Origin of the sequence: Erythrobacter sp. SCSIO 43205 (assembly GCF_019904235.1) — a bacterium.
Lineage (GTDB): Bacteria > Pseudomonadota > Alphaproteobacteria > Sphingomonadales > Sphingomonadaceae > Erythrobacter.
Genome location: NZ_CP063202.1, coordinates 1,654,376 through 1,677,356, shown reverse-complemented (window position 1 = coordinate 1,677,356; position 22,981 = coordinate 1,654,376). Strand labels below are relative to the sequence as shown.

Here is a 22,981-nt window from a genome sequence, read left to right as displayed (position 1 = left end):
TTTAAGGGAAACACCTGATCATCGAGGCTTTTGATCCTCTCCACACCGCGAGCCATGCGTTCAAACTACCCCTTGATATGCACGCTTGCCCCAAAGCGCTTGCACGCCTATTTGGAGCCCCAAACACCCTTCCACGATTTTTCCGACCCAAAGGACCCGCCCCCATGGCTGCGCAATACGCTTTCGTAATGAAAGGCATGACCAAGAGCTTTCCCGGTGCTCAAAAGCCGGTGCTCTCGAACATCAACCTGCAATTTTACCAAGGCGCAAAGATCGGCATCGTTGGCCCCAATGGTGCAGGCAAATCGACCCTGATGAAGATCATGGCTGGGATCGACAAAGATTTTTCCGGCGAAGCGTGGCCAGGCGAGAATATCACCGTTGGCTATTTACCTCAGGAACCTGAGCTTGATCCGACCAAGACCGTGCTTGAAAATGTGAAAGACGGCGCGCGCGAAACCGCAGATCTAGTGGAACGTTTCAACGCTGTCTCTGCGCAAATGGCTGAACCGGACGCTGATTTTGATGCTCTGGGCGAAGAGATGGCTGAGCTTCAGACCAAGATTGACGCGGTTGATGGGTGGACGCTCGACAACCAGCTTGAAATCGCGATGGAGGCACTGCGTTGCCCGCCTTCAGATGCGTCAGTTGAAAACCTGTCTGGTGGTGAGAAGCGCCGCGTTGCCCTCACCCGCTTGCTGATCCAGAAACCTTCGATTCTGCTTCTGGACGAGCCCACCAACCACCTCGATGCCGAAAGCGTCGAGTGGCTTGAGAACCACCTCAAGGAATATGCGGGCGCCGTGCTAATGATCACCCACGACCGCTACTTCCTTGATAATGTTGTGGAATGGATCCTCGAACTCGACCGGGGCACTTACTACCCATACGAGGGCAATTACTCGACCTATCTCGAGAAGAAAGCCAAGCGTCTGGAGCAGGAGAGCCGCGAGGAATCGGGCAAACAAAAGGCGCTCGCGCGCGAACTGGAATGGATCAGGCAGACTCCGTCGGCGCGTCAGACCAAGTCAAAGGCGCGTGTCCGCAAATTTGAAGAACTGCAAGAGGCCCAAGCCAGCCGGGCGCCGGGCAAGGCGCAAATCGTTATCCAAGTGCCAGAGCGCCTTGGCGGCAAGGTGATCGAGGCGAAAAACATCTCAAAGGCGTACGGTGACAAGCTTCTGTTCGAAAACCTCTCCTTTATGTTGCCTCCCGGCGGCATTGTCGGCGTGATCGGTCCTAACGGTGCAGGTAAATCGACCTTGTTCCGCATGATTACAGGGCAAGAGACGCCCGATACTGGCACAATCGAGATCGGCGACACGGTGCACCTTGGCTATGTCGACCAATCGCGCGACGACCTGAACCCCAAGAACAACGTCTGGGAGGAAATTTCAGACGGGCTCGATTATATGCAGGTGAACGGCCACGACACCTCGACGCGCGCTTACGTGGGCGCGTTCAACTTCAAGGGCGCGGACCAGCAGAAGAATGTTGGCAAGCTGTCTGGCGGTGAGCGTAACCGGGTGCACATGGCGAAAATGCTCAAGCAAGGCGGAAACGTGCTGCTGCTCGACGAGCCCACGAACGATCTCGATGTGGAAACATTGGGCGCTCTGGAAGACGCGATTGAGAACTTCGCCGGCTGCGCGGTGGTCATCTCGCACGATCGCTTCTTCCTCGATCGTCTGGCAACTCACATTCTAGCGTTTGAGGGCAATTCCCACGTCGAATGGTTCGAGGGTAACTTTGAAGCCTATGAGGAAGACAAGCGGCGTCGTTTGGGGGATGCAGCGGACCGGCCTACGCGCCTCGCTTACAAGAAACTGACGCGTTAATCTTCAAGCGCTTGGATTGCCTCGTCTATAGCTCGTTTTGCAGAAGGCGTAATTTCGACATACCGCATCCGGTTGTCGTATTTATGAGCAGATTTCTGCAAAACACCGCTCTTTTCGAGCAGGTCGAGATACCGCAGTGATGTTGTGGGTGCGATGCCGTCGAGCAATCCCAGCATCGTCACTGTAAGCTTCTTGCCGCTGCGCTCGGCCTCATACAATTCAAGCGTTAAAGAAACCTCTGGCTTCAGCGAAGTTGTCAGCCCCAATGCATTTGCAATCGCGGATTGTGACTTTTGAAATCGTTGGAGTTCGGTTCCGATTTTGTCCTGGAACTCCAGTTCAGGGCGCGGTCTGTGATCCAAGAATTGTCGCATTAAGCTCCTCCTAAGGATTGTTCCAAAAGTCTACGTAACTTTGCGGAGTTATGTCATGTCACGTACTCGCGGGACTAGTATAACTGCGTAGTAGACGTTAAGTATTATAAGCAGAACAAAAAGTCGAATGGAGGGGTCGACCGAATCTGAAAAGCGCAGGAAGGAACTCGTGTGGATCGGTCAAACGCAAATAGACATAGGCTCGGCGCTATAAGAAGGGCGCGCCGTACTGAAAAAGAGGGATTGATTAGTCTCACAAGGAGACTTCTTAAAGTTGCGCGTGCGAACAATTCGATTTCGATCGTCTATTATTATACACATAAATTTTCTTCGGTTCGCTCAACATTTCCCTATCTCCACTTCGAAACGGGAAAAGTGACAGCCAGATCAGAGGTGCCAGACCACCACGCCGAAGTCCTTGAGCGATGCCATGAGCACATCATCTCGCTTGGCAAGCCGGTCGTCCTTTCACAGATGCTGCCTCTCTTTGCACAGGCAGAGCCGCAACTTACGCGCGAAATCATGTCAGAAGCCAACCGGATGGGCGTATACGATCAGTATATGATCCCCGTGTTCGGGCCGTTCGACATGAATGGACTGATCGCGTTTGGATTTGCAGAGGCAATCCCGGAAGATTCAAGAGAGATGCGCCGCGACCTTGAGGCGGCAGCTGCGTCGCATCACAACCAGATGGTGCGTCATTTTGTCTCTAACGAGACACCCATTGAATTGTCCGGACGTGAGAGCGATGTGTTGACCTGGATTGCGCGGGGCAAATCGAAGAGTGAAATTTCGACAATTCTAAGCATCAGCGTGAGCTCTGTAGACACATACACACGGCGCATTTTCGAAAAAATGGGCGTCAACAGCCGGGTTGCGGCGGCGATTGCGGGAGTGACACAAGGGCTCGTGAAGCCCTGACTCCGAACGATCCTGCATCGTAACGAAAAGACCACGAGGACGCACTGCGCGTTTATTCTGGTCACCCGCCATCGAGCGCCTGATCAATCGCCGCCTTTGCGGCTTGCGTCAGCCTGACATAGGTCACTCGGTTATCACTCTCATGCGCCACGCGCCGGATCGCGCCCTTGCTTTGCAAAGCTTCAAGATACCGTAGCGTGGTCGTGGGCGCGATCCGGTCGATCAGCCCCATCACTGACACTGTCATTGCGCGCCCTGCCCGTTCAGCCTCGTAAAGCTCCAGCATCAAGGCGACCTCTGGTTTCAAGCAACTGTTGAGTCCAAGCATCGCTGAAAGGCTGACGTCAAGCTGCCTCAGATCATGCAGCTTTGTGTCGGCGGCTCCACTGCGACTCTCTCCCTGACGGGCACAAGAAGTTTCAGAAGCTTGAACCATAACATTACTCCAGACTGCTGGCACGAAGGCGCAGCTAAGACCACTGCTGGAGAGTATGGCACGTTGCGTCAGGCCCGAATGCTCCAAAGTAACAGGACAGCGATTAAAAGATTGTCACAGCCATAAGCCGCCTTACAGCCTGATCCTGTCCTTTCAGCGCGGCGCAGTCGGGCCACAAGGACTGGGTAGTTGACCCTAACTTCAAATTAACTCTGCCCGACTAGGCCGATCTCTCGAATTTCCGGGGGGCCTTGGTCAGTGCGCGAGTTGCTGGTTCTTTTCTCAACACCATTGTTGACTTTTATTTTTGCAACCGCGTTCCTTGTTATATGGGCACGCGACAAATCGCGCGCTGAGAATCTGGCGCTCAGCCTCGGCTGGCTCTTGCTGACCTCAGGTTTTTCCATATCCATACTCAGCCCATCGCAATGGGGCCGCGCAATTCCGGCGATTACTTATGCGCCTTATGCGCTCTCAGCCATTGCCATGTCGTGGGGTGTGCTCACCCGCGTCGGTGCAAAACCGCCGGTCGCAGCGCAGCTGTGGATCGCCTTCACTGGCTTTGCGACCCTTATGCTGGTGCAAAACATCGGCGGTTCAATCGTCGCTGATCTCTACGTCACAAACCTTGCGTGCGCGGCCATCTTCATCTTGACGGCGCAGCTTTTCGCCCAAAGCGCAGGGCGCGATCTGGTCGAGCGCTATTTGCTCGTCATGCTGATCCTTAACACTGCCCAGCTTTTCATCCGGCCAGTGATTTCTGTCCTGTTTGATGGCCCCATCCTCGAAGAGGCCTATCGCGAGAGCACTTACTACTTTGCCTTCAATTGGATATTTGCCTTTGGCTCCGTTTTGTTCGGCCTTGCCCTCATCGCAGGTTCGGTAAAAGACCAAGTCGCGGCGCTCCACCACCGCACATCGCGCGATGCCTTGTCCGGGCTCCTTATGAGAGGTGAGTTTGAAGCACAGGTCGAACACGCGCTCACACGCTCCAACGGGGAAGGTATCACCGCCTCGCTGGTCATTGGTGACCTCGACCATTTCAAACAGGTGAATGACATCTGGGGCCATCAAGTGGGCGATGGTGCCATTGCATCCTTTGGCAAAATGGTCAGCAAGATGATCCGACCAAGCGACATTGCAGGGCGCATTGGCGGTGAAGAGTTTTGCGTACTTGTATGGAATGCAGACGAGACGATTGCTGCAAGGCTAGCCCATCGCTTGAAGTCGAGCACCAAAACGCTTGAGATCAGCAACAGCGCTCTGGATGTGCGCCTAACCGCGAGCTTTGGCGTTGCAGAGCAAATGCGCGGTGAGAATTACCGTTCCTTGTTCGCGCGGGCTGACAAAGCGCTCTACGCCGCAAAGCAGGCGGGCCGCGACTGTGTCGAACGCGCCAGTGAAGAGATGTCACAAAACGACGTGATGCGCGCAGCTCATGCATCAGATAAACTGCTGCTTAACCAAGATTTAACGCCGTCTAGCGAAAGATACGCAGGCTAGAGGTAACCAAGGGCACAGGGGATGGCCCTTGACACATGAGGGCGCAATCTTGGAACCGATTTTCAACGCTATAAGTACGATCAATCCAGCCCTAGCACTTGTTGCAGGAATGGCGATTGGCGCGCTCGCAACTCTCGCGATTGTTGTGTGGAAACCGCATAGAGCGCCGAAATCTGATCCGCTTTCCAACCTGTTTGAGGGCGACACACTGCAAAGCCAGATTGCGCGTGTTGCTGACCAGGCCGCACGCTCAGAACGCGCAGACCGCGACGCATCGGCAATCCGCGCAAAAATCTTTGCCCGCACCGCAGCGCGCGCCGCCAAACCCCAGGGGCCCTGTCAGCCCAAGCAAGAGCCACCGCACCGCGCAGAGCGTTATGATCACCAGGCCGTGCTCGATCACATTGCAAAGGTGATGCGTGCAGGGTCCGAACTCGACAAAGCGCCTCAAGCGACGCCGCCTGCCAAAGATGATGGACAATGGGAAGAGGTCTTGCTGTTGCCACCGCCCTCCCCTGACGCAACGACTGCATCCTCTAAAAAAGTCGCTTAAGGCGAAACCCAGCGCCCCTGCCATTTGCCCCGATCATCGCGGGTAAATTGCGCGCGTACATGGCCCGTGTGAGCGAGATAAAGCCAATCAAGCTCTTCCAGATCGACCATAAGGATCGCAAAGTTCTCGCGCGCTGGCACCAATTGCTCGTCGGTTGGCTCATGCCCTTCAAATTCCGGTGGAAGCCCTGAGGTGGGTTCATCGCTCAGCGCACCGGGGCCATCGCCCAGATAACAGCGCCGCGCAAAATTGGTGCCTTTGTCCCACGCCTCTTGAACCAAAGGACCATCGGCAAGCACACGGCCCGTGCCCTTGACCCTGATCTGCACCTTTGCGCCTTTGTCATAGAAAAGCACCGCCATGCGAGGGTCTGCATTGATTGCAGCAACTTTTGGCGCGCGCGTATCGGTGTGGAAGCGCAAGGCCCAGTCACGCGAATTGAACTCGCGCAAGACCATCGTTCGCGCATCGACATCGCTGGTGATGACCGCAGGCACGTGCATGGGAGAGCGTCTGTCTCTAGCCGCTCGAACCAAGCGCCGGGACAAATCCTCGCGCACATCTTCGAGAGTTTGGAACTTGGATGTTTCAACCATAGACAGTTGCCATTGGCCCTTTGACAGCGCCGGTCAAGCCGTTCATATTAATCCCTTCGAACATGAACAAAAGCCTGGGCGGGTGGTTAAGCTTGCGCTCAGCGACTCGGCCTTAGAAGGCTTTTATCGAGGGCTCGAAGGCCCCTTTGACAATCAAGGCCGTAAGTGGTGGGGCGGCGACACTGAAAGGCAAAATCATGGACATTACCCAGCTGATGAAGGGAACCGCGCTTTCGGCATTGGCCTTGGCGCTCGCCTTTACCGTTCCTGTTGAGGAAGCTGAGGCGCAGACCCTCGACATTATGGCGAGCGCAGCGGAGGCTCAGCCGGACCGTTCCGACCGCCGAGCCAATCGCGGTGAACGTCGCGCTAACCGTCAGGCTACGCGTCAATCCAATCGCACAGAGCGGCGCTCAGCGCGGCAGGATCGCAGCTTTATGACCCGCGGCGACCGCGCCGAACAACGGGCTAACCGTTCAGCCACCCGGATTGATCGCCAAAGCCAACGCCGCGCCGACCGGGTCGACCGCCGCAGCGAGGTGCGCGCAGCCCGCGTTGATCGCGGGAGCGAACGCCGTGCAAACCGTGTTGAGCGCGCTGGCGACAGGCGTGCTGATCGTTTCGAAGCGCGCGGTAATAATCGCGCTGCGAGACAAGTGGACCGCCGTTCAGAAAGGCGCGCTGATCGGATTGAAAACCGTGGTGACCGCCGTGCTAACCGGATCGAAAACCGTGGTGACCGCCGCGCGGACCGGATCGAGAACCGGGGTGATCGCCGGGCTGATCGGGTGAGAAATGGCCGGGAAAACCGTGGCTTTGCCAACCGAGCGTTTGGTGCAGACCGCCGTGACAATCGCCGGATCGACCGCGCAGAGCGCAGAGGTTACCGCGATGGCGTCCGGTCTGAGAGGCGCGCTGATCGCCGTTACCACAACAACCGCGGTTACTATCGCAGCGACCGTGGCTGGCGTGACCAACGCTTCGCTTACGGGCGTGGCTACCGCGATGGCCGGCGCGATTTCCGCAGCTGGGACCGTCGTGGATGGCGCGGTGATCGCCGCTATGGATGGCGCAATTATCGCAACGCCAATCGCAGTTTCTACCGCCTTGGCCGCTATTATGCGCCTTTCTATGGGCACTCTTACAGCCGCCTGAGGATCGGGTTCTATCTCGATAACCTGTTCTTTGGACAGCGGTACTGGATTTCTGACCCGTGGGCTTACCGCCTGCCCCCCGTGTATGGCCCCTATCGCTGGGTACGGTATTATGACGATGTGGTGTTGGTGGATATTTACACCGGTGAAGTGGTTGATGTGATCCACGACTTCTTCTGGTAAAGCCGGGTGCAGACTGGCGAAAAACCCTCGGGGGAGCAATCCTCCGGGGGTTTTCTTTGGCCGTCATCCGGTGCTAACCCGCGCCGCGATGGCAAAGACAAAGCATTTCCCCGACCAAGACGCGTGCCGGATCATGGGCAAAAGGGTCAAAGCGCGCCTTGAGGCCGACCCCGGCGTCTACAAGATCGACACAGATCTCGCTGACCTTTATGCGGTTGGCGACTTTCTGACCGCAGCGGAATGCGAACGCTTATGTACCATGGTCGATGCGACTGCTCGTCCATCAAGCTTGCATGAAATTGGTTATGATGCGGGCTTTCGCACCTCATATTCGGGCGACCTCGACCCGCATGACAGTTTCGTCAAAGGGATCAGCCGCAGGATTGATGACCTTATGGGCGTGGATTCAAAGGTGGGCGAAGCCTTGCAAGGGCAACGCTATCTGCCGGGACAACAGTTCAAGGCGCATAACGATTGGTTTTATCCAACCGAGGCGTATTGGGAGGATGAAAAGAAGCGCGGCGGACAGCGCAGCTGGACCACCATGGCGTTTCTCAACGAGGTCGAAGAAGGGGGCGAAACATACTTTGTCGACATCGGCATCAAGCTGGAACCCAAGCCCGGCGTGCTCCTTTTGTGGAACAATGCCAAGCCCGATGGTTCACCCAATGAAGCGACAATTCACGCGGGCACCCCTGTAGTGAAAGGGGCGAAATACATCTTCACCAAATGGTACCGAACGCGGGCTTGGAAGTGACCTTACGCTCTCGCCAGCGCCTCTGCGATCAGCTTGCGCGTAGGCTCCACACCGTAAAGCGCGATAAAGCTGCCCATGCGCGGCCCTTGCTCTGAACCAAGCAGGGTTTCGTACAAAGCACGGAACCAATCACGCAGGTTTTCAAAGCCATGCGCCTCGTTCTTGCCAATTTCATAGACCATCGTCTGCAAATCTTCGGCGCTCGCATCGGCGTCAGCGTCGGCAAGCTTGGCATCGAGTTCGCGCAGAGCCTCAACCTCACCACCAACCGGCGCGCGCTTGTTGAGCGTGGGCACGATAAAGTCGCGGGTATAGGCAACCGCCGCCTCAATCATCCGGTCGAGGTCCGCGTTCTTTTCTGTCTCGCCCAAGTAGCTTTGAACATAGCCTGCGAGGTTTTCAGTCGTCGCCTCTGAACCGAGCACGCTTGCAAGGTTGAGGAGCAGCCCGAAGCTCACCGGAACGGTGTCGCCAGCGCCAGGTGCCTCTGGCGTAGCGAGTGAGTGATTGGCGCGCAGCAAATGCCAGACAGGATTGCCCAATTGCTTGTCGAGCGGCTGATCCGCCAAACGCTCACGGAATTGCCAATAATCATCAACCGCGCGCGGGATAACGCCAGTGTGCAGTTGCTTCGCGCTTTTGGGATTGGGGAAGATGTAAAAGCCAAGGCTCTCTTCCGTGCCGTATTCGAGCCATTGCTCAATCGTCAGGCCATTGCCTTTCGACTTGGAAATCTTCTCGCCCTTCTCGTCGAGGAAAAGCTCATAGATGAGGCCTTCGGGCTTATTTCCGCCAAGGACACGCGCAATCTTGCCTGATTGGACGCCGGTGTCGGTCAAATCCTTGCCGTACATTTCATAATCGACGCCCAGCGCCACCCAGCGCATGGCGAAGTCGACTTTCCATTGCAGCTTCGATTGTCCGCCAAGCGCGCTTTGCTCGATCACTTCGCCGTCTTCGTCGGTGAAGCGGATCATGCCAGCCTCGGCATCCACCACTTCCACCGGCACTTGAAGCACGACGCCCGTTTTGGGCGAGATCGGCATGATCGGTGAATAGGTTGCTGCGCGTTCTGCCCGTAGGGTCGGGAGCATAATATCGAGGATCGCCTGATTATTGCGCAGGACGTTTTTCAACGCGTCGTCAAATGCGCCGGTGTTGTACCGGGACGACGAAGCAATGAATTCATACTCAAACCCAAAACGGTCGAGGAATTCGCGCAGCATCGCATTGTTATGATGCGCAAAGCTTTCGTATTTTTCGAACGGATCGGGAATACGGCTCAGCGGTTTGCCAAGATGCTCGGCCAACATCTCCTGATTGGGGACGTTGTCGGGCACTTTGCGAAGGCCATCCATGTCATCGCTAAACGCGACAAGACGCGTCGGCTCACCCGTCAGCGCCTCGTAAGCACGGCGGACAAATGTCGTGCGAAGAACCTCCTGGAATGTGCCGATATGCGGCAGACCTGATGGACCATATCCGGTTTCGAACAGCACAGGCTCATCGGCAGTCGCGCCCGTTTTCAACCGTTTCGCCTTCACCCGTTTTTCAAGGCGCTGTGCCTCTTGGAACGGCCAGGCTTTGGATGAACGGGCGGCTTCGATAAGTGCGGTATCTGTCATAGTGCGGCGGCTTTTAGGGGCACTGTCTCATGCCCACAAGCGCGAAAACACAGGCAGATCGCCGATGTCGATGCAGGGCTCTAAGCCAGCAATTGGGCTGACAGGCCGATTATTGCGTGTTTGAGCTCAGGAAGCTGATCTTGCCACCGCGAACCTTATATTCCGAAAGCGAGCAGCACATCTCTTCGCCATTGGCATAAACATAGCCCGCAGACATCCACACCACATCGCCGTCCACGCCATTGTCATAAATCCGCAAGTCAGGTGCTCCCGGCTTGAAGTTGAGCGCATAAAGCGCCTTGATCTGGGCATGGCCAACCGCGCTCATGCCATTGGCATAAACTTCAGCATCTGGCGCAAAGGTCGCGACAAAGCGGTCCAGATCGCCAGAACGATAGGCGTCAATGTGCGCTTGAACAGCAGCGATACGCGCATTGCTATCTGCAATAGAGGCAGGTGTGTGCTCTTCGGCAACCGACGGTGTTGCAAACGCCAGCAGGCACGCGCCTGCTCCAACAAACGCAAAATTCAATCGCATGGGCCATCTCCGTAAAAAGGCTAGCCACAGGTCTATCGCGGGCATTCGTTTACAATGCGTGTATGGGGCGGCAATGAGATAGGGTTGTGAGCACTCCCAACCCCCTACCCCTTCCCGCGCTTCACGCCAGTCATTCGGGCAATTGGCTGCGCCCTGTGAGCAATGGGGCCAATGGCACGACCCAAGCTGCGTCAAAGGGCGATGCCATTATGGCAGCAGCAGACACGCCGGTTCTGCTCCTCAATGCGCCTTTGGTTGCCAATCGGCTCGGCTATCCTGATTTGTCGGGCCTTGATCTGCTGGAGCTTTTTGCATTCGTTCACCCTGCACGATTTTGCGTGCCCACGCCGCGCGGGCTTGCATCAGCGTTAGGGCTTGAAGAACCCAAGAATGATGAGGCTGTTCCGGAGTTCTTGCAACTGGCAGCAGGCGCTTTGGTGGAGGCGTGTGAAGATCCGGAATGGTTTGAGCGGGCTGGCGCTTGGAGCTCATTGCAATCGCTTGAACGACTGCGCTGGCCATGGGCGCAGGTCCTAAAACCTCATATCGCAAGGCCGGAACAGGCGGAAAAATGGCTGTTCTCTGCCCTTCCCGAATGGGAAGAAGCAGGCGAACGCGGTGCGCCGCGACAGGTCGAGTTGCCCCCCGCAGACGTGCTTGCCAAGCTAGACGAGCTCACCGGCGAAGCCGCAGAGAAACGCGAGGGGCAGCGCGCCTACACTCAAGACGCAGCCAGGATTTTCGCGCCGCGTGATGCTCGCGAACTGCCCCATGTGGCTTTGGCGCAGGCGGGCACAGGAATTGGGAAGACGCTGGGCTACCTTGCGCCCTCTTCGCTGTGGGCGGCGCGCTCTGGCGGGACGGTTTGGGTGTCGACCTTCACCAAAAATTTGCAGCGACAATTGCGAACAGAAAGCCGGCGCGCCTGGCCAGTGAAACGCCCCGATGGCACCCCGCCCGTTGTGGTGCGCAAGGGTCGTGAAAATTACCTGTGCCTCCTCAATCTCGAGGACGCGCTCCAAGGCGGATTTGCAGGGCGCCCTGCCATCCTCGCGCAACTGGTCGCGCGCTGGGCAGGCTTTACACGCGATGGCGATATGATCGGCGGCGACTTGCCCGGATGGCTAGGCACGCTCTTCCGCAAACGCGGGATTGCCGCCCTCACCGACCAACGCGGCGAGTGTATTTATGCAGGATGCCCGCATTACCGGAAATGCTTCATCGAACGCGCGGCGAGAGACAGCGCTCAGGCTGATCTGGTGATTGCCAATCATGCCTTGGTAATGGTCAACGCCGCAAGAGGCCGTGATCACGCTCAACGCCCAACTCGCATTATCTTCGATGAAGGCCACCATGTCTTCGAGGCAGCTGACAGCACGTTTGCTGCAACGCTGTCCGGACAAGAGGCTATCGAGCTTCGCCGCTGGATCATCGGGCCAGAGCGCAAAAATCGGGGACGCAGGCGCGGGCTTTCCGCACGCCTTGCCGATGTCGCAAGTTATGATGAGGAAGGCGGCGAAGCGATTGATCAGGCGTGCGAAAACGCAAGCGCCCTTCCCGGTGATGGCTGGCTTCAACGCCTCCACGATGGCGAACCTTCCGGCCCGCTCGAACAATTGCTCGCCGCCGTGCGCACTGTCACCTATGCCAGAGATGAAACCGGGCAGGAGGCAGGCTACGGCATCGAAACCGAAGCCTCTGGCCTCCCCGGCGAAGTCATCGAAGCGGCCAATGCTGCCGCAGAAGCGCTCGCCAGCATTCGCACCCCGCTAATGAAGCTTGGCGCGCGGTTAGAGGCAGTCATGGCAGACCCGCCCGATTGGCTCGACGGTCAAGGAAGAGCGCGGATTGAAGGCGCGCGGTTTTCGCTTAGCTGGCGTGTCGATTTGCTCACTGCATGGGAATCTTTGCTGGTGCGGCTGGGCGGCCCTGCTGACCCTGAATTTGTTGACTGGCTTGCCGTTGATCGTTCTGACGCGCGCGAATTTGATGTCGCGATCCACCGCCGCTGGCTCGATCCCATGAAACCTTTTGCCAAAGTCGTGCTGGAGCCATCGCACGGTGTGATGTTGACCAGTGCGACGCTGACTGACCGCATTGGGACAGGCAATGGCGATCCATGGGAAAGTGCAATTGCCCGCTCAGGCGTGGCCCATATCGAAAGCCAGCCGCTTCTCACCCAGGCTGACAGCCCGTTTGATTATGCCAGCCGCGCCGAGGTGCTGATCGTCACTGATGTCAAAAAGGGTGATCTGCCGGGCCTCGCGGGCGCCTATGCGCGTCTTATCGAAGCAAGCGAGGGCGGCGTCCTTGGCCTATTCACCGCAATCCGCCGGATGCGCGCGGTTCATGGGCGTATCGCCGACCGCTTGGCGCGCGAGGGCCTGCCCATATATGCGCAGCACGTTGATCCGATCGACACCGGCACATTGGTCGACATTTTTCGCGATGATCCCAAGGCCAGCCTTCTTGGTACCGATGCCCTTCGTGATGGTGTTGATGTTCCGGGACGTTCGCTTCGCTGCGTGGTGCTCGAAGCAGTGCCTTGGCCCCGGCCCGACATTCTTCACAAAGCCCGGCGCGCGGCGAATGGTGGTTCAGCCCATGATGATCGCATAATCCGTGCAAAGCTTGCGCAAGCCTTTGGCCGTCTTATTCGTGGTAAGGACGATGCGGGGCATTTCGTTGTGCTCTCCTCCGCCTTCCCCTCGCGCCTGCTCACTGCCTTTCCCGAAGGCACGATAGTCCGGCGCGTGACGCTTGACGAAGCGCTTGCGCGAGTCAGCGGCGGCTTAATCGGCGAAGAGCTTCAAACATCTTCTCAAGAAGCTGGAATATTAGACGATAATATCCCAGAAAGTTTCGCATGATTGAACAATGGGATTATCTCATCCGGCTGATCTCCATGGGCAGTGGTTTGACGCTGCTTGCGATGGTCGTGGCAAGCGAAGTTCGGCTTTCGGTGCGCGTCCCATTGATCGGGATGTTGGTCGGCGTGACGGGCTATATGCTCAATTCCAAACCCCTCTGGTCCCCAACCGGATTTTTGGAACCGTGGGTCCATCTGGTCGCCCTCTCGACCCCTTTTTGGATCTGGCTTTTTGGACGAAGGCTTTTTGAACGAGAGCCCGATCGCAGGATCATCCTCGCAGTGGTTGCGGTGATGATGGTTGGCTGGTTCTTGCGGAGCTTTGTCGCTGAATACACAGAACACGTTGGGTTCGTGCTGCTCCACACGGTTGCGTTTGTTCTTGTAGCGGATCTAGTGCGCGTCGGTATTTTTGAGCGTGATGACGACCTCGTCGAAGAGCGTCGCATCGTGCGTCTGTGGTTGCCTTTGCTCGTGGCTATTCAGGCGGGGCAAATCATATTGGTCGAAATGCTGGAATTGGTTTCCGCTATCGACAGCCGAAATCCCCTGATGTCGATGCTCAACTCGCTCATTATCCTCTTGATCATGCTCTTCGCAGGGCTCGCACTCTTCCGCACCAATCGCGATCTTTTGCCAAAGCAAGGCGAGGAAACCCGCGCCAATCCGCAAGATGAACTGATTCCCGATCTTGACCTTAGCCCGCAAGAGAAAGTCCTGCATGACAAGCTGATGGGCGCAATGGAGGATGGGACATACAAGTCGCCCGGGCTCACCATCGCCAAGCTTTCCGAAGAGCTGGACGTACCCGAACATCGCCTGCGCGCGCTTATCAATCGGCGGCTTGGCCACCGCAATTTCAGCGCGTTTTTGAACCGGTATCGGATCGCAGAGGCCAAAGGGATGCTGGCAAGCAGCGATCATGTCGATTTGCCGATTCTCACAATTGCGATGGATCTTGGCTACAATTCCCTGCCCCCATTCAACCGCGCGTTTCGGCAGGAAACCGGCAAATCGCCCAGCGAATACCGCAAGCTGGCGTTCGTTGATGAGCCACCTGAACCTCCAGCGTCGGCGGCCGATCAAAACTGAAAAATTGGGCTCAGATTTGAAAATGAACGGCATCTTTCAGCGCCGCCGCGACAGCTAGGATCAACACCGTCAAACAATCAGGCAACCGATCAACGGGAGCCTTTCCATGACTGACACCACCACCTTTGAAACCGCGATAGCCCGCGCGGCTGAACATTTCGCCACAGTGCTATACTTCGATCTTAGCCGTTATCTCATCACGGCTGGCGCGTTGACTGTGTTGCTCTTGGTGTTCCGCAGTTGGTCACAGGCAAGGCGCATTCAAGGAAGCCGAAAGGCTTCGCGCGCTGACTACCTGCGCGAAGTGCTATCGTCATTTCGAACAGTTCTTATTTTCTCATCTGTTGCCTTGGTGACTTTGGCAGGGCGCGAACTTGGCGTGATTGCATTAAAGCTGGAAAGCGCGAGCCTTCTCACCGTCGCCTGGCAATTTGCGCTGATCGTGCTCGCCCATGATGCCTATTTCTACTGGGCTCACCGGGCGATGCACACAAAACCCTTATTCCGCATCTCGCATTTGCATCATCACAAATCGCGCACGCCGACGCCGTGGACTGCCTATAGCTTCGCAAGCCTAGAGGCTGTCATCGAAGCGGCCTTCATGCCCACCTTCCTTATCATCACCAGCGCGCTTGGTATCCAATACTCAGGGATCGCAGTGCTTCTGTTCTTTTGGCATATGATGATCCGAAATGTGATGGCGCACGCTGGCAGCGAACTTTTCCCCGCAGGTTGGGTGGATAACCCACTCACACGCTGGATCAGCACAACCACCCATCACGACCTGCATCATTCATCGGGCCACAATTACGGTTTCTACTTCACCTTCTGGGACCGCATGATGGGAACAGAGCACCCGCGCTATCGCCAAGAATTCCGCAAGAACGCGCGGCCCCTGTTTTCAGATTTTCGCATCCCGCGACTTTCGCGCCGCAAAGCCGAAAAGTTGAGCGTTTCGGTCGCTGCGCTGCTCGCCGCTGCCACCACCCTTAACGGTTGGCTGGTGGCGGTCGATCCCGCCTTCATCTGATCTCTCTTAAGATACATCGCGCCGGGCGCTTGTCCTCATCAGCCCCGGACCGATGAGCGGCAATCTCACTGACGAACCCATCCCCAGCGGTTTCGACCCGTCCGGCAAGTCAGAGAGATTGCCGCATTTTGACGATGCCGCATTTGCTTTTGTGTAAACTCGTGGCATGGCGACGCCGACCACTTGCAATTGGCCTTGGGGGTTTAAGCTTGCCAAAGTATCTGGGGATCTTGCGACACGCCAAATCGGATTGGAGCGATGGGGCAACGCGCGACTTTGACCGGGGTTTGAATGACCGCGGACGGCGCGGCGCCGAGGTCATGGGCGCGCACGTGATTGAGCATGGTCAAAAGTGGGACAAGCTGGTCGCAAGCCCGGCTGAGCGGGTGAAAGCAACGCTTGAAAGCGCGCTTCCCGATTTGGCTGTCACCTATGACCAGCGCCTCTATCTGGCGAGCCCGGATACAATCATGGAAGTGGTCGAGGAGCACGCTGGCGATGGCGATGCGGACGCAATCCTGATCTCAGGCCACAATCCGGGGCTTTACGAAACCATCCTTGAGCTGATTTCTCCCGCCAATGAAAATGATCTTTTCAAAGAGGCGGTGGTCAAATTTCCAACCGGCGCTTTTGCAGTGATCGAGTGCAAGATTGATGATTGGTCACAGCTCAAGAAATTCTGCGGCACGCTGGTGCATTTTAAACGCCCACGCGACCTTGATCCGGAGCTGGGGCCGGAAGGTTAGGCACTCGCGTTGTGCGCTGCTCGCGTCAGCATTGGATCGGTAGCCTTTGTTTCCTCAGTAAAATTGTCATCGAGCTGTTTCATGACAGATCGTTCAAACCCATCGCCTGGATTACACAATTGCCGTTCCAACTGATCGCGCGTGCGTTGAAGCGTGGTAATCCGCGCATCAATAAGGCTGCTTAGCGATTGGACGGCGCGGTCCCAATCTTGTGGTGTGAGAGCGCGGCCATGAGGCATATCGCGCATCATCCATTGGATCTGTGCCAGCGACATACCAAGGCGTTGCGCAATTTCGATGAACTTCATCCGATCAATATCAGCGCGCAAGTATCGCCTTTGGTTGCCCTTGGTGCGCACCGGCTCCAGCAGGCCTTTCTCCTCGTAGAAACGAAGAGCGGACACGCTTTGCCCGGTTGCCTTTGCCAACTCTCCTATCGGCAAAAGTGCATCGTCAGACGAATAGGCATAGGGCGGAAGGAGGGTCATGGCCTTTGCGTATGCCGCCTGCAACACGACCTCAACTAAGGTTTAGGTCGCATCGTAACACTGCTTATAGCAAGCCTCTGAGAAGGTTTTAACGCCTCACCCAGGGGTGATCGCTTACCTCAATAGTGATGTCGCCTATCCATGGTTTGCAAAGGCGTTTCGCTTCCTCTGGCGATCCGGCCATCCAAAGGCCATAGTCCTCGGGCGCGAGCAGCACGGGCATCCGCGAATGGACACTTTCCGCCGCTGACCCTGCGCTGTCAGTCATCACCATCGAATAGCACGTGCCAAACTCATCGCTCTTTCGCCAAACGCCAGCGGCGGCGAAGGTTTCGGCATTGGGAAGCGATAGCCATGTGCGGGTTTTTGCGCCTTTTGCCCCTTGCGCCTCGGCCCATGCGGTGAGCGGGATAAGACAGCGCCGTCGTTCGAAAGATGAGCGCCAGAAAAAGCCATCAAGCTTATCCGTGCGCGCATTGTTGACCGGCTTTGGCTTTAACGGTTGGCCGTTCTTGCCCTTCATCACAAGTGGAAAGCCCCAGCTCATTGTGCCGACCTTGAACTGGCCCTCCGCACCGCCAGCAACGACCAATCCGGGATAGCCGGGGTAAATTTCTTCGCCAAAATTCGCACCCTTAACCGCGTCAACCGCATCGAACAGCGCGGCAATCTCATCCACGGTCTTGGTCATGCGGTAAAGGTTGCACACCTGCCTTACGCTCCCGCATTCCCGACAACGAAGCACGCTGCTGCCATCAATGCCCCTGCCCAGCGGTTCGAGCGGAAGCGTTCAAGCGGATTGTCGGGATCGGAAGGATCAAGTGTCGCAACCTGCCACAAGAGATGGCCTGCCACCGGAAGCAGCGTCAGAAGGGCAACCGGATCAGGGCGATAAAGCCAGATGCCAAGCGCCCATAAGCCAACCGTGCCTGCGTAAAACGCCCCCACTCCTGTTTTCACATGGGCGCCCATCCTGAGCGCAGAGGATTTGATCCCTACAAGCGCATCGTCCTCGCGGTCTTGCAGCGCGTAGATCGTATCATATCCGATGACCCAACAGATCGCGCCTGCGTAAACGCACGCCAACGCATCGAAATTGTCAAATCGCAGTTCGGTCCAACCGACCAGCAAGCCCCATGTAAACACCATGCCAAGCCAGCTTTGCGGCCACCATGTGATCCGCTTCATGAAAGGGTATGCAGCGACCAAGGCAAGGCTCGCCAAAGCAACAAGCTGAGCGTTCAATCTCAATTGCAAAAGAACAAGAAGGCCGATGAGGCATAGAAAAACGAGCCAGCCCCACGCGAGCTTTTTGGACACCCGCCCGCTAGCCACAGGACGCAGCGCAGTGCGTTCAACTCTACGGTCGAGATCCGCGTCCACAATATCGTTGTAAACGCATCCCGCCGCGCGCATCGCAATCGCGCCAAGCAACAGCCATCCGAGAAGAGCAAATTGCGGCCCTGCCCCCGCCAGCCACACGCCCCAAGCGCATGGCCAGAAAAGCAGCCACCATCCAATCGGCCTGTCAAAGCGTCCCAATTGCGCAAGGTCACGCGGGAGTTGCGGGAGCCGCGCGATCAGTCCCTTATGTTCGCTATCCGGGACGATTTCAGGTGCGGTTGTGTCGCTCATAAGCCGACTATGCTCCCTTTCTGCTGCTCTTCTGTGCGAGCCGCGCGCCACCCCACAATGCAGGCGATGAACATGATCACGTTCCCTGCAAAATCGAGCATCCCCAGCGAGGTCAAGACGGGCAATTCATAATGAAAATAATAATTGAAAACGAAGAACGGGATGAGCACGGCCGCGAAAACTGCGAAAGCGCGCGAGCTCCATGTGACGATCAGAGCCATGATCCCGAACATCACCGCCTGCGCGCCGAAGCACGCCATTACAAAACGCATAATAAATGTGTCTTCGGAGTAATCCGGGGTAAGGCCAATCTCGATCACATTGCTTGGGAAAATCAGCGCCCAGCCGCCAAGGCCAAGGAAGACAAGCGCAATGATATACTGGCACATTCGGGCGGTCATGCTTGCTCTTTAGCGTCATGGACGACTAGGGGAAAGGCATGAGCGTTGAGCCTTCCCCTCGCACTCCGGCCTGGCCGCCTAAGAGCGCGCCGCGCCTGTTCGTGGAACATCGGCTCGAAGAAGGCTTCACAATCACGCTCGATGGCCCGCAAGCCCACTATCTTGGCAAGGTTATGCGGGTAAAGACTGGCGATACAATCATTGTGTGCGACGATCAGACCGGCGAATGGGCTTCATCGGTCGTGGATGCAGCGAAGCGCTCTGTCACATTGCGTATCGCTGAAAGGCTGCGCCCGCGCGAAAGCGTTCCTGATTTATGGCTGTGCCCTGCCCTTCTTAAGAAAGACCGTTTCGACATCGTACTCGAAAAAGCGACCGAACTTGGCGTTGCGCGCATTCAGCCGATCATCACCCGTCGCTGCGTTGCCGACAAACTGAACCAGGCGCGCGCGCGGACCATCACCACTGAGGCCGCCGAACAGTGCGCGCGAACCGCGCTTCCTGAAATGGGCGAACCATTGAAGCTTGAGGCAATGCTCAAACAATGGCCCGATGACCGCACGCTCTTGTTCGCCGATGAACAAGGCGGTGAGAGCGCTGCAAAGGTGTTCCGCGATAATAACAAAGCCGCCCTAATAATCGGCCCTGAGGGCGGCTTTGACGATGCAGAGCGCGCTGCCATTCGAGCCCACCCCCTCGCCCAGCCAATCTCGCTCGGCCCTCGTATCCTTCGTGCAGAGACAGCAGCCATCGCCGCGCTCTCGATATGGATGTCGGTCGCTGGCGATTGGGCAGGTTACAAAAATTCGGGAACAGAATGATTTGCCCGGCATAAAGCCAGTTTGCACTTCCCCCGCCTCCAACCGTTTCCTAAAGCGGCACTTCCATTGAAGGAACCTCTGAATGAGCACCCGCGAAGCCTCTGCCGCTGATGAACCGATCATCGAAAGCCTCGATGACCTGACCGCGCCCATGCGTAGGGGTGAAAAGCCGAAAGCGGATTGGCGCATTGGCACCGAACACGAAAAGTTCGTCTACCACGTCAGCGACAAGCACGCGCCGTCCTATAGCGAAGAAGCGGGCATTCGTGACATTTTGATGAGCCTCAGGAAGTTCGGCTGGGAGCCAATCGAAGAGGTGGGACCGGACGGCAAGGCGAATGTCATCGCCATGAAAGGCGCCGATGGCACGGTGAGCCTTGAGCCTGCGGGCCAGCTTGAACTGTCTGGCGCACCCTTGGAAACACTGCACGAAACCTGCAACGAAACCGGCCGACACCTGGCGCAGGTGAAGGAGATCGGTGAAGCGTGCGGCGTGGGTTACTTGGGCCTTGGAATGTGGCCCGACAAGACACGCGAAGAGCTGCCCGTGATGCCCAAGGGGCGGTACAAAATCATGATGAACCATATGCCCAAAGTCGGCAATTTGGGCCTCGACATGATGCTGCGCACCTGCACGATTCAGGTCAATCTCGACTATTCATCCGAAGCGGACATGGTGAAGAAATTTCGCGTGGGGCTGGCTCTGCAGCCGCTTGCGACCGCGCTGTTCGCCAATTCGCCTTTCACTGAAGGAGAGCCAAACGGCTATCTCTCCTATCGCAGCCACATCTGGTCAGACACCGATCCCCATCGCACCGGGATGCTCCCTTTCGTTTTCGAAGACGGCTTTGGATACGAACGCTGGGCAGAGTATATGCTCGACGTGCCGATGTATTTCGTCTTCCGCGATGGGCAATATATTGATGCAGCAGGTCTTTCCTTCCGCGACTTTATGGATGGCAAGCTCTCTGTCCTTCCCGGCGAGCGTCCTACGGCCAGCGATTGGTGGGACCACCTCTCAACAGCCTTCCCCGAAGTAAGGCTTAAAAGCTTCCTCGAAATGCGCGGTGCAGATGGCGGGCCTTGGGGCCGGATTTGCGCGCTTCCCGCTTTCTGGGTGGGCCTGCTCTATGACCAAGGCGCACTTGATGCGGCGTGGGACCGGGTCAAAGGCTGGACCATGGAAGAGCGCGAGAAACTGCGCAATGATGCGCCAAAGCTTGGTTTGCAATCGCAGCTTCCCGGTGGCGGGACGATGCAGGATCTGGGCCGCGAAGTCCTTGAGATCGCGCGGGGCGGCCTGTCCGCGCGTGCCCGGCTCAATGTCGCTGGCGACAATGAAACAGGCTTTCTTGAAGAACTCGATGAAATTGTCGCTTCAGGCAAAGTCCCTGCACAGCGATTACTCGATGCCTACCACAATGAATGGAATGGCGATGTAAGTCACGTGTACAAGCAGTCCTTCTAAACTTTTCAAATTCGCGGTATAGCTGTCTTCGATTGGCAAAACCCACGATGGCTCACCTTGTGGTTAGCCAGAAGGAGCCGTGCATATGATTGTTGTAATCGGTAGCTTTCGCTTTCCTCCCAGCATTGTGGGTGTCCTGCGTCCAGCGATGGAAGCAATGGTCACGGCAAGCCGCGCAGAAGAGGGCTGCATCGAATACACATACGCGCTTGATGTGCTCGACGACGGGCTGGTGCGCGTGCTTGAAAAATGGCGCGACAAGGCCGCGCTTGAGGCGCATTTGCGCACCGTCCATATCGCCGAATGGCGCGCCCAGTGTTCAGCGCTTGCAATCAGTGAGCGCGAGCTGACTGGTTATCAGGCTGCCGATGAAGGCTTTCATTTTTAACGCGAATGGCGCGCCGCCTTATTCAGCGGGTTCCTCGCCGCGATGCGCAGTGGATTGACCAAGGGGCTGCGCTGGATCGGCACCTGACTTGCGAGGATCTCCCACAACTGCACCCCATGCCAATCTCTTGAGCTTGGCAAGGCGCGACGTGATCACACCGTTTTCTTCCATCCAGTCATAATATTGGCGATACTTCGGGTCTTCGGCGAGAAGATGCGCCTCTTCGGTGCGCGCGCGCCAATAGTAAATGCCGTTCACCACGAGTAGGAAGAACGTGTTGCGGACGACATCGACGTAAGAACCGCTGGTCACAAGGAATGGCATGACCGAGCACCACCAGAACAGGTTTTTGGAGAGGTATGCCGGGTGCCTCGTGAAGCGATACGGCCCATTGGTGAGCACACCGCGATAGGTAAGGTTAGAAAAGCGGATGCCGAACACCACCGTCGCCCAGGCATAAATCGCAGTGAGAAACACCAGCCACGCGGCCCAAACCCACAAGAGTTCGGTTTGCCCCTCAAACCAATAACCCCAACCAGCGGTGTTGCCCTCATAGCTCAAAATCTGGCCATTGTTGCCGATCAGGCCCCAAACAAATGGCGGATAACACAAAAGCGCTGCAAGCCAGCCACCGATGAACGGATTGCCCGAACGGATATGCGCATCAAGCGGGCGCAGGGTGAACAGATAGCCAACTGTGCCGATCTGTACGTCCACGACGAACAGGAAAGTGATGAGGAACATCCCGATCTCGAACGGATTGGCGAGCACGGCACCGGGGTCTGCCTCCACGATGACAGCAAAACCGCCGGGCAGGATCGAAATCATGAAGGCGCTGAAAAAGGCCTTGATAATCCAGGCGCGCCAGTGTTTCTTGACCGCTTCCATATCAATTTCTGCGCGCGACGGGTCGCTTGGATGGGTCGCGATAAGAGCGCCAAAATGCCAAGTTGCGTCTTTCAAATCGACCATGTGCCGGTCCAGCCACATCACATAAGGCACGGACAGAACAATCATTGGCACGATTGCCAGCCCCATAACCTCCATTGCGAACAGGTAAGAGCCATCCCAATACCAACGGCACAGGCAATAGAGCCCGCCAATCACCGCCCATGTCGTCCACAGGCCGATAATCTTGACCGACGATATACCTATAGTCTCATCGAGGGGGCGTTGCAGGTTCCAGTCGAGCCCGGTTGATGCGCGCAGGTGCACCCGGTCCACCAAAAGCGACCAGATCGCCATCGGCCCTGCGGTAAAGACCATCGCCATGAGCGCTGCATAAGGGCCGGACAGGACACCGACATCGCCCTCTAACCCGAAGCCGCCAGCGATGAGCGGGAAATTGCGGCAGAACAGGATCCAGCCAAGCAGGCCAAGCAGTCCTGCAAAGCCGACGCCAGAGGAGACATCGCTCTTTGGCAATGTCGGTTTGGCAGAGGCGACAGGCGCATTTGCAGCGCTAGAGTGAGTGTTTGTGCTCATTACCCTTCGGCGGATAGCGCAAAAGGGTTAATTTCATGCTCACTTAAGCGCTTGGAGGCGCGATTGGATGCACGGCAAGC

At 56.9% G+C, this 22,981-nt stretch carries 23 protein-coding genes; 13 read left to right on the top strand and 10 right to left on the bottom strand.

What is annotated here, in order from left to right:
• Positions 1-164: 164 nt before the first annotated feature.
• Complete coding sequence (gene ettA, locus INR77_RS07805; RefSeq protein WP_223073307.1) at positions 165-1,838, top strand: energy-dependent translational throttle protein EttA; 1,674 nt, start codon at positions 165-167, stop codon at positions 1,836-1,838.
• On the opposite strand, the gene INR77_RS07800 is transcribed toward ettA, so the two are convergent.
• Positions 1,835-2,212 carry a hypothetical protein gene (locus tag INR77_RS07800; RefSeq protein ID WP_223073306.1) on the bottom strand — a complete coding sequence of 126 codons (378 nt, stop codon included), beginning with the start codon at positions 2,210-2,212 and terminating at the stop codon, positions 1,835-1,837. The two genes, ettA and INR77_RS07800, sit on opposite strands and share 4 nt — an antisense overlap.
• Positions 2,213-2,587: 375 nt before the next feature.
• Here INR77_RS07800 and INR77_RS07795 point away from each other — a divergent pair, with 375 nt between their 5' ends.
• On the top strand, positions 2,588-3,133 hold the full coding sequence (locus tag INR77_RS07795; RefSeq protein WP_223073305.1) for a LuxR family transcriptional regulator: 546 nt from the start codon (positions 2,588-2,590) through the stop codon (positions 3,131-3,133).
• A 61-nt stretch (positions 3,134-3,194) separates the two neighbouring features.
• On the opposite strand, the gene INR77_RS07790 is transcribed toward INR77_RS07795, so the two are convergent.
• Entirely contained in the window at positions 3,195-3,419 is a 225-nt protein-coding gene (locus tag INR77_RS07790) for a hypothetical protein (RefSeq protein ID WP_223073304.1), read from the bottom strand.
• Between the two features lie 444 nt (positions 3,420-3,863).
• Here INR77_RS07790 and INR77_RS07785 point away from each other — a divergent pair, with 444 nt between their 5' ends.
• Together INR77_RS07785 and INR77_RS07780 are read left to right on the top strand one after the other, a co-directional pair.
• Positions 3,864-5,072, top strand: a complete 1,209-nt coding sequence (locus tag INR77_RS07785) for a GGDEF domain-containing protein (protein WP_223073303.1) — start codon at positions 3,864-3,866, stop codon at positions 5,070-5,072.
• A 49-nt stretch (positions 5,073-5,121) separates the two neighbouring features.
• Positions 5,122-5,625: a hypothetical protein gene (locus tag INR77_RS07780; RefSeq protein WP_223073302.1), complete on the top strand. Its 504-nt coding sequence runs from the start codon at positions 5,122-5,124 to the stop codon at positions 5,623-5,625.
• Here INR77_RS07780 and INR77_RS07775 read toward each other — a convergent pair.
• Positions 5,622-6,221, bottom strand: coding sequence for a pyridoxamine 5'-phosphate oxidase family protein (locus INR77_RS07775; protein ID WP_223073301.1), 600 nt, complete (start codon positions 6,219-6,221; stop codon positions 5,622-5,624). The genes INR77_RS07780 and INR77_RS07775 overlap by 4 nt on opposite strands.
• Positions 6,222-6,418: 197 nt before the next feature.
• On the opposite strand from INR77_RS07775, the gene INR77_RS07770 reads away from it, so the two are divergent.
• Both INR77_RS07770 and INR77_RS07765 read left to right on the top strand, forming a co-directional pair.
• Complete coding sequence (locus tag INR77_RS07770; RefSeq protein ID WP_255573995.1) at positions 6,419-7,558, top strand: RcnB family protein; 1,140 nt, start codon at positions 6,419-6,421, stop codon at positions 7,556-7,558.
• 88 nt (positions 7,559-7,646) lie between these two features.
• Positions 7,647-8,315 carry a 2OG-Fe(II) oxygenase gene (locus tag INR77_RS07765; protein WP_223073300.1) on the top strand — a complete coding sequence of 223 codons (669 nt, stop codon included), beginning with the start codon at positions 7,647-7,649 and terminating at the stop codon, positions 8,313-8,315.
• A 2-nt stretch (positions 8,316-8,317) separates the two neighbouring features.
• Here the strand turns inward: INR77_RS07765 and INR77_RS07760 are convergent, their stop codons facing one another.
• Entirely contained in the window at positions 8,318-9,940 is a 1,623-nt protein-coding gene (locus INR77_RS07760) for a lysine--tRNA ligase (RefSeq protein WP_223073299.1), read from the bottom strand.
• 109 nt (positions 9,941-10,049) lie between these two features.
• Complete coding sequence (locus INR77_RS07755; protein WP_223073298.1) at positions 10,050-10,478, bottom strand: nuclear transport factor 2 family protein; 429 nt, start codon at positions 10,476-10,478, stop codon at positions 10,050-10,052.
• Positions 10,479-10,687: 209 nt separating this feature from the next.
• Here INR77_RS07755 and INR77_RS07750 point away from each other — a divergent pair, with 209 nt between their 5' ends.
• The 4 genes from INR77_RS07750 (at position 10,688) to INR77_RS07735 (ending at position 16,215) form a co-directional block, all read left to right on the top strand.
• Positions 10,688-13,348, top strand: a complete 2,661-nt coding sequence (locus tag INR77_RS07750; RefSeq protein WP_255574008.1) for an ATP-dependent DNA helicase — start codon at positions 10,688-10,690, stop codon at positions 13,346-13,348.
• Positions 13,345-14,439: an AraC family transcriptional regulator gene (locus tag INR77_RS07745; RefSeq protein WP_223073296.1), complete on the top strand. Its 1,095-nt coding sequence runs from the start codon at positions 13,345-13,347 to the stop codon at positions 14,437-14,439. Before INR77_RS07750 ends, INR77_RS07745 begins: the two co-directional genes overlap by 4 nt.
• Positions 14,440-14,545: 106 nt before the next feature.
• Positions 14,546-15,469 carry a sterol desaturase family protein gene (locus INR77_RS07740; RefSeq protein WP_223073295.1) on the top strand — a complete coding sequence of 308 codons (924 nt, stop codon included), beginning with the start codon at positions 14,546-14,548 and terminating at the stop codon, positions 15,467-15,469.
• A 209-nt stretch (positions 15,470-15,678) separates the two neighbouring features.
• A complete protein-coding gene (locus tag INR77_RS07735) occupies positions 15,679-16,215 on the top strand; it encodes a histidine phosphatase family protein (protein WP_255573994.1) in 537 nt (178 codons plus the stop codon).
• On the opposite strand, the gene INR77_RS07730 is transcribed toward INR77_RS07735, so the two are convergent.
• The 4 genes from INR77_RS07730 to INR77_RS07715 form a co-directional block, all read right to left on the bottom strand.
• On the bottom strand, positions 16,212-16,703 hold the full coding sequence (locus tag INR77_RS07730; RefSeq protein WP_223073294.1) for a MerR family transcriptional regulator: 492 nt from the start codon (positions 16,701-16,703) through the stop codon (positions 16,212-16,214). The two genes, INR77_RS07735 and INR77_RS07730, sit on opposite strands and share 4 nt — an antisense overlap.
• An 88-nt stretch (positions 16,704-16,791) precedes the next feature.
• On the bottom strand, positions 16,792-17,412 hold the full coding sequence (locus INR77_RS07725; protein WP_223073293.1) for an SOS response-associated peptidase: 621 nt from the start codon (positions 17,410-17,412) through the stop codon (positions 16,792-16,794).
• 5 nt (positions 17,413-17,417) lie between these two features.
• A complete protein-coding gene (gene ubiA, locus INR77_RS07720) occupies positions 17,418-18,338 on the bottom strand; it encodes a 4-hydroxybenzoate octaprenyltransferase (protein ID WP_223073292.1) in 921 nt (306 codons plus the stop codon).
• Positions 18,335-18,739: a hypothetical protein gene (locus INR77_RS07715; protein WP_223073291.1), complete on the bottom strand. Its 405-nt coding sequence runs from the start codon at positions 18,737-18,739 to the stop codon at positions 18,335-18,337. Before INR77_RS07715 ends, ubiA begins: the two co-directional genes overlap by 4 nt.
• A gap of 38 nt (positions 18,740-18,777) precedes the next feature.
• Here INR77_RS07715 and INR77_RS07710 point away from each other — a divergent pair, with 38 nt between their 5' ends.
• The 3 genes from INR77_RS07710 (at position 18,778) to INR77_RS07700 (ending at position 21,416) form a co-directional block, all read left to right on the top strand.
• The gene (locus tag INR77_RS07710; RefSeq protein WP_223073290.1) at positions 18,778-19,560 is read left to right on the top strand and encodes a 16S rRNA (uracil(1498)-N(3))-methyltransferase; all 783 of its coding nucleotides are present in this window, start codon (positions 18,778-18,780) and stop codon (positions 19,558-19,560) included.
• A gap of 82 nt (positions 19,561-19,642) precedes the next feature.
• Positions 19,643-21,028 carry a glutamate--cysteine ligase gene (locus tag INR77_RS07705; protein WP_223073289.1) on the top strand — a complete coding sequence of 462 codons (1,386 nt, stop codon included), beginning with the start codon at positions 19,643-19,645 and terminating at the stop codon, positions 21,026-21,028.
• An 85-nt stretch (positions 21,029-21,113) separates the two neighbouring features.
• Positions 21,114-21,416: a putative quinol monooxygenase gene (locus INR77_RS07700; RefSeq protein WP_223073288.1), complete on the top strand. Its 303-nt coding sequence runs from the start codon at positions 21,114-21,116 to the stop codon at positions 21,414-21,416.
• Between the two features lie 18 nt (positions 21,417-21,434).
• Here the strand turns inward: INR77_RS07700 and INR77_RS07695 are convergent, their stop codons facing one another.
• Complete coding sequence (locus INR77_RS07695) at positions 21,435-22,901, bottom strand: isoprenylcysteine carboxylmethyltransferase family protein (protein WP_223073287.1); 1,467 nt, start codon at positions 22,899-22,901, stop codon at positions 21,435-21,437.
• Positions 22,902-22,981 lie beyond the last annotated feature (80 nt).

Excerpts from the sequence above, each read along its gene's own strand:
- ettA (WP_223073307.1), top strand. The coding sequence starts at position 165 with ATGGCTGCGCAATACGCTTTCGTAATGAAAGGCATGACCAAGAGCTTT.
- INR77_RS07800 (WP_223073306.1), bottom strand. The coding sequence starts at position 2,212 with ATGCGACAATTCTTGGATCACAGACCGCGCCCTGAACTGGAGTTCCAG.
- INR77_RS07790 (WP_223073304.1), bottom strand. The coding sequence starts at position 3,419 with ATGCTGGAGCTTTACGAGGCTGAACGGGCAGGGCGCGCAATGACAGTG.
- INR77_RS07775 (WP_223073301.1), bottom strand. The coding sequence starts at position 6,221 with ATGGTTGAAACATCCAAGTTCCAAACTCTCGAAGATGTGCGCGAGGAT.
- INR77_RS07770 (WP_255573995.1), top strand. The coding sequence starts at position 6,419 with ATGGACATTACCCAGCTGATGAAGGGAACCGCGCTTTCGGCATTGGCC.
- INR77_RS07765 (WP_223073300.1), top strand. The coding sequence starts at position 7,647 with ATGGCAAAGACAAAGCATTTCCCCGACCAAGACGCGTGCCGGATCATG.
- INR77_RS07760 (WP_223073299.1), bottom strand. The coding sequence starts at position 9,940 with ATGACAGATACCGCACTTATCGAAGCCGCCCGTTCATCCAAAGCCTGG.
- INR77_RS07755 (WP_223073298.1), bottom strand. The coding sequence starts at position 10,478 with ATGCGATTGAATTTTGCGTTTGTTGGAGCAGGCGCGTGCCTGCTGGCG.
- INR77_RS07750 (WP_255574008.1), top strand. The coding sequence starts at position 10,688 with ATGGCAGCAGCAGACACGCCGGTTCTGCTCCTCAATGCGCCTTTGGTT.
- INR77_RS07745 (WP_223073296.1), top strand. The coding sequence starts at position 13,345 with ATGATTGAACAATGGGATTATCTCATCCGGCTGATCTCCATGGGCAGT.
- INR77_RS07740 (WP_223073295.1), top strand. The coding sequence starts at position 14,546 with ATGACTGACACCACCACCTTTGAAACCGCGATAGCCCGCGCGGCTGAA.
- INR77_RS07730 (WP_223073294.1), bottom strand. The coding sequence starts at position 16,703 with ATGACCCTCCTTCCGCCCTATGCCTATTCGTCTGACGATGCACTTTTG.
- ubiA (WP_223073292.1), bottom strand. The coding sequence starts at position 18,338 with ATGAGCGACACAACCGCACCTGAAATCGTCCCGGATAGCGAACATAAG.
- INR77_RS07715 (WP_223073291.1), bottom strand. The coding sequence starts at position 18,739 with ATGACCGCCCGAATGTGCCAGTATATCATTGCGCTTGTCTTCCTTGGC.
- INR77_RS07710 (WP_223073290.1), top strand. The coding sequence starts at position 18,778 with ATGAGCGTTGAGCCTTCCCCTCGCACTCCGGCCTGGCCGCCTAAGAGC.
- INR77_RS07705 (WP_223073289.1), top strand. The coding sequence starts at position 19,643 with ATGAGCACCCGCGAAGCCTCTGCCGCTGATGAACCGATCATCGAAAGC.
- INR77_RS07700 (WP_223073288.1), top strand. The coding sequence starts at position 21,114 with ATGATTGTTGTAATCGGTAGCTTTCGCTTTCCTCCCAGCATTGTGGGT.
- INR77_RS07695 (WP_223073287.1), bottom strand. The coding sequence starts at position 22,901 with ATGAGCACAAACACTCACTCTAGCGCTGCAAATGCGCCTGTCGCCTCT.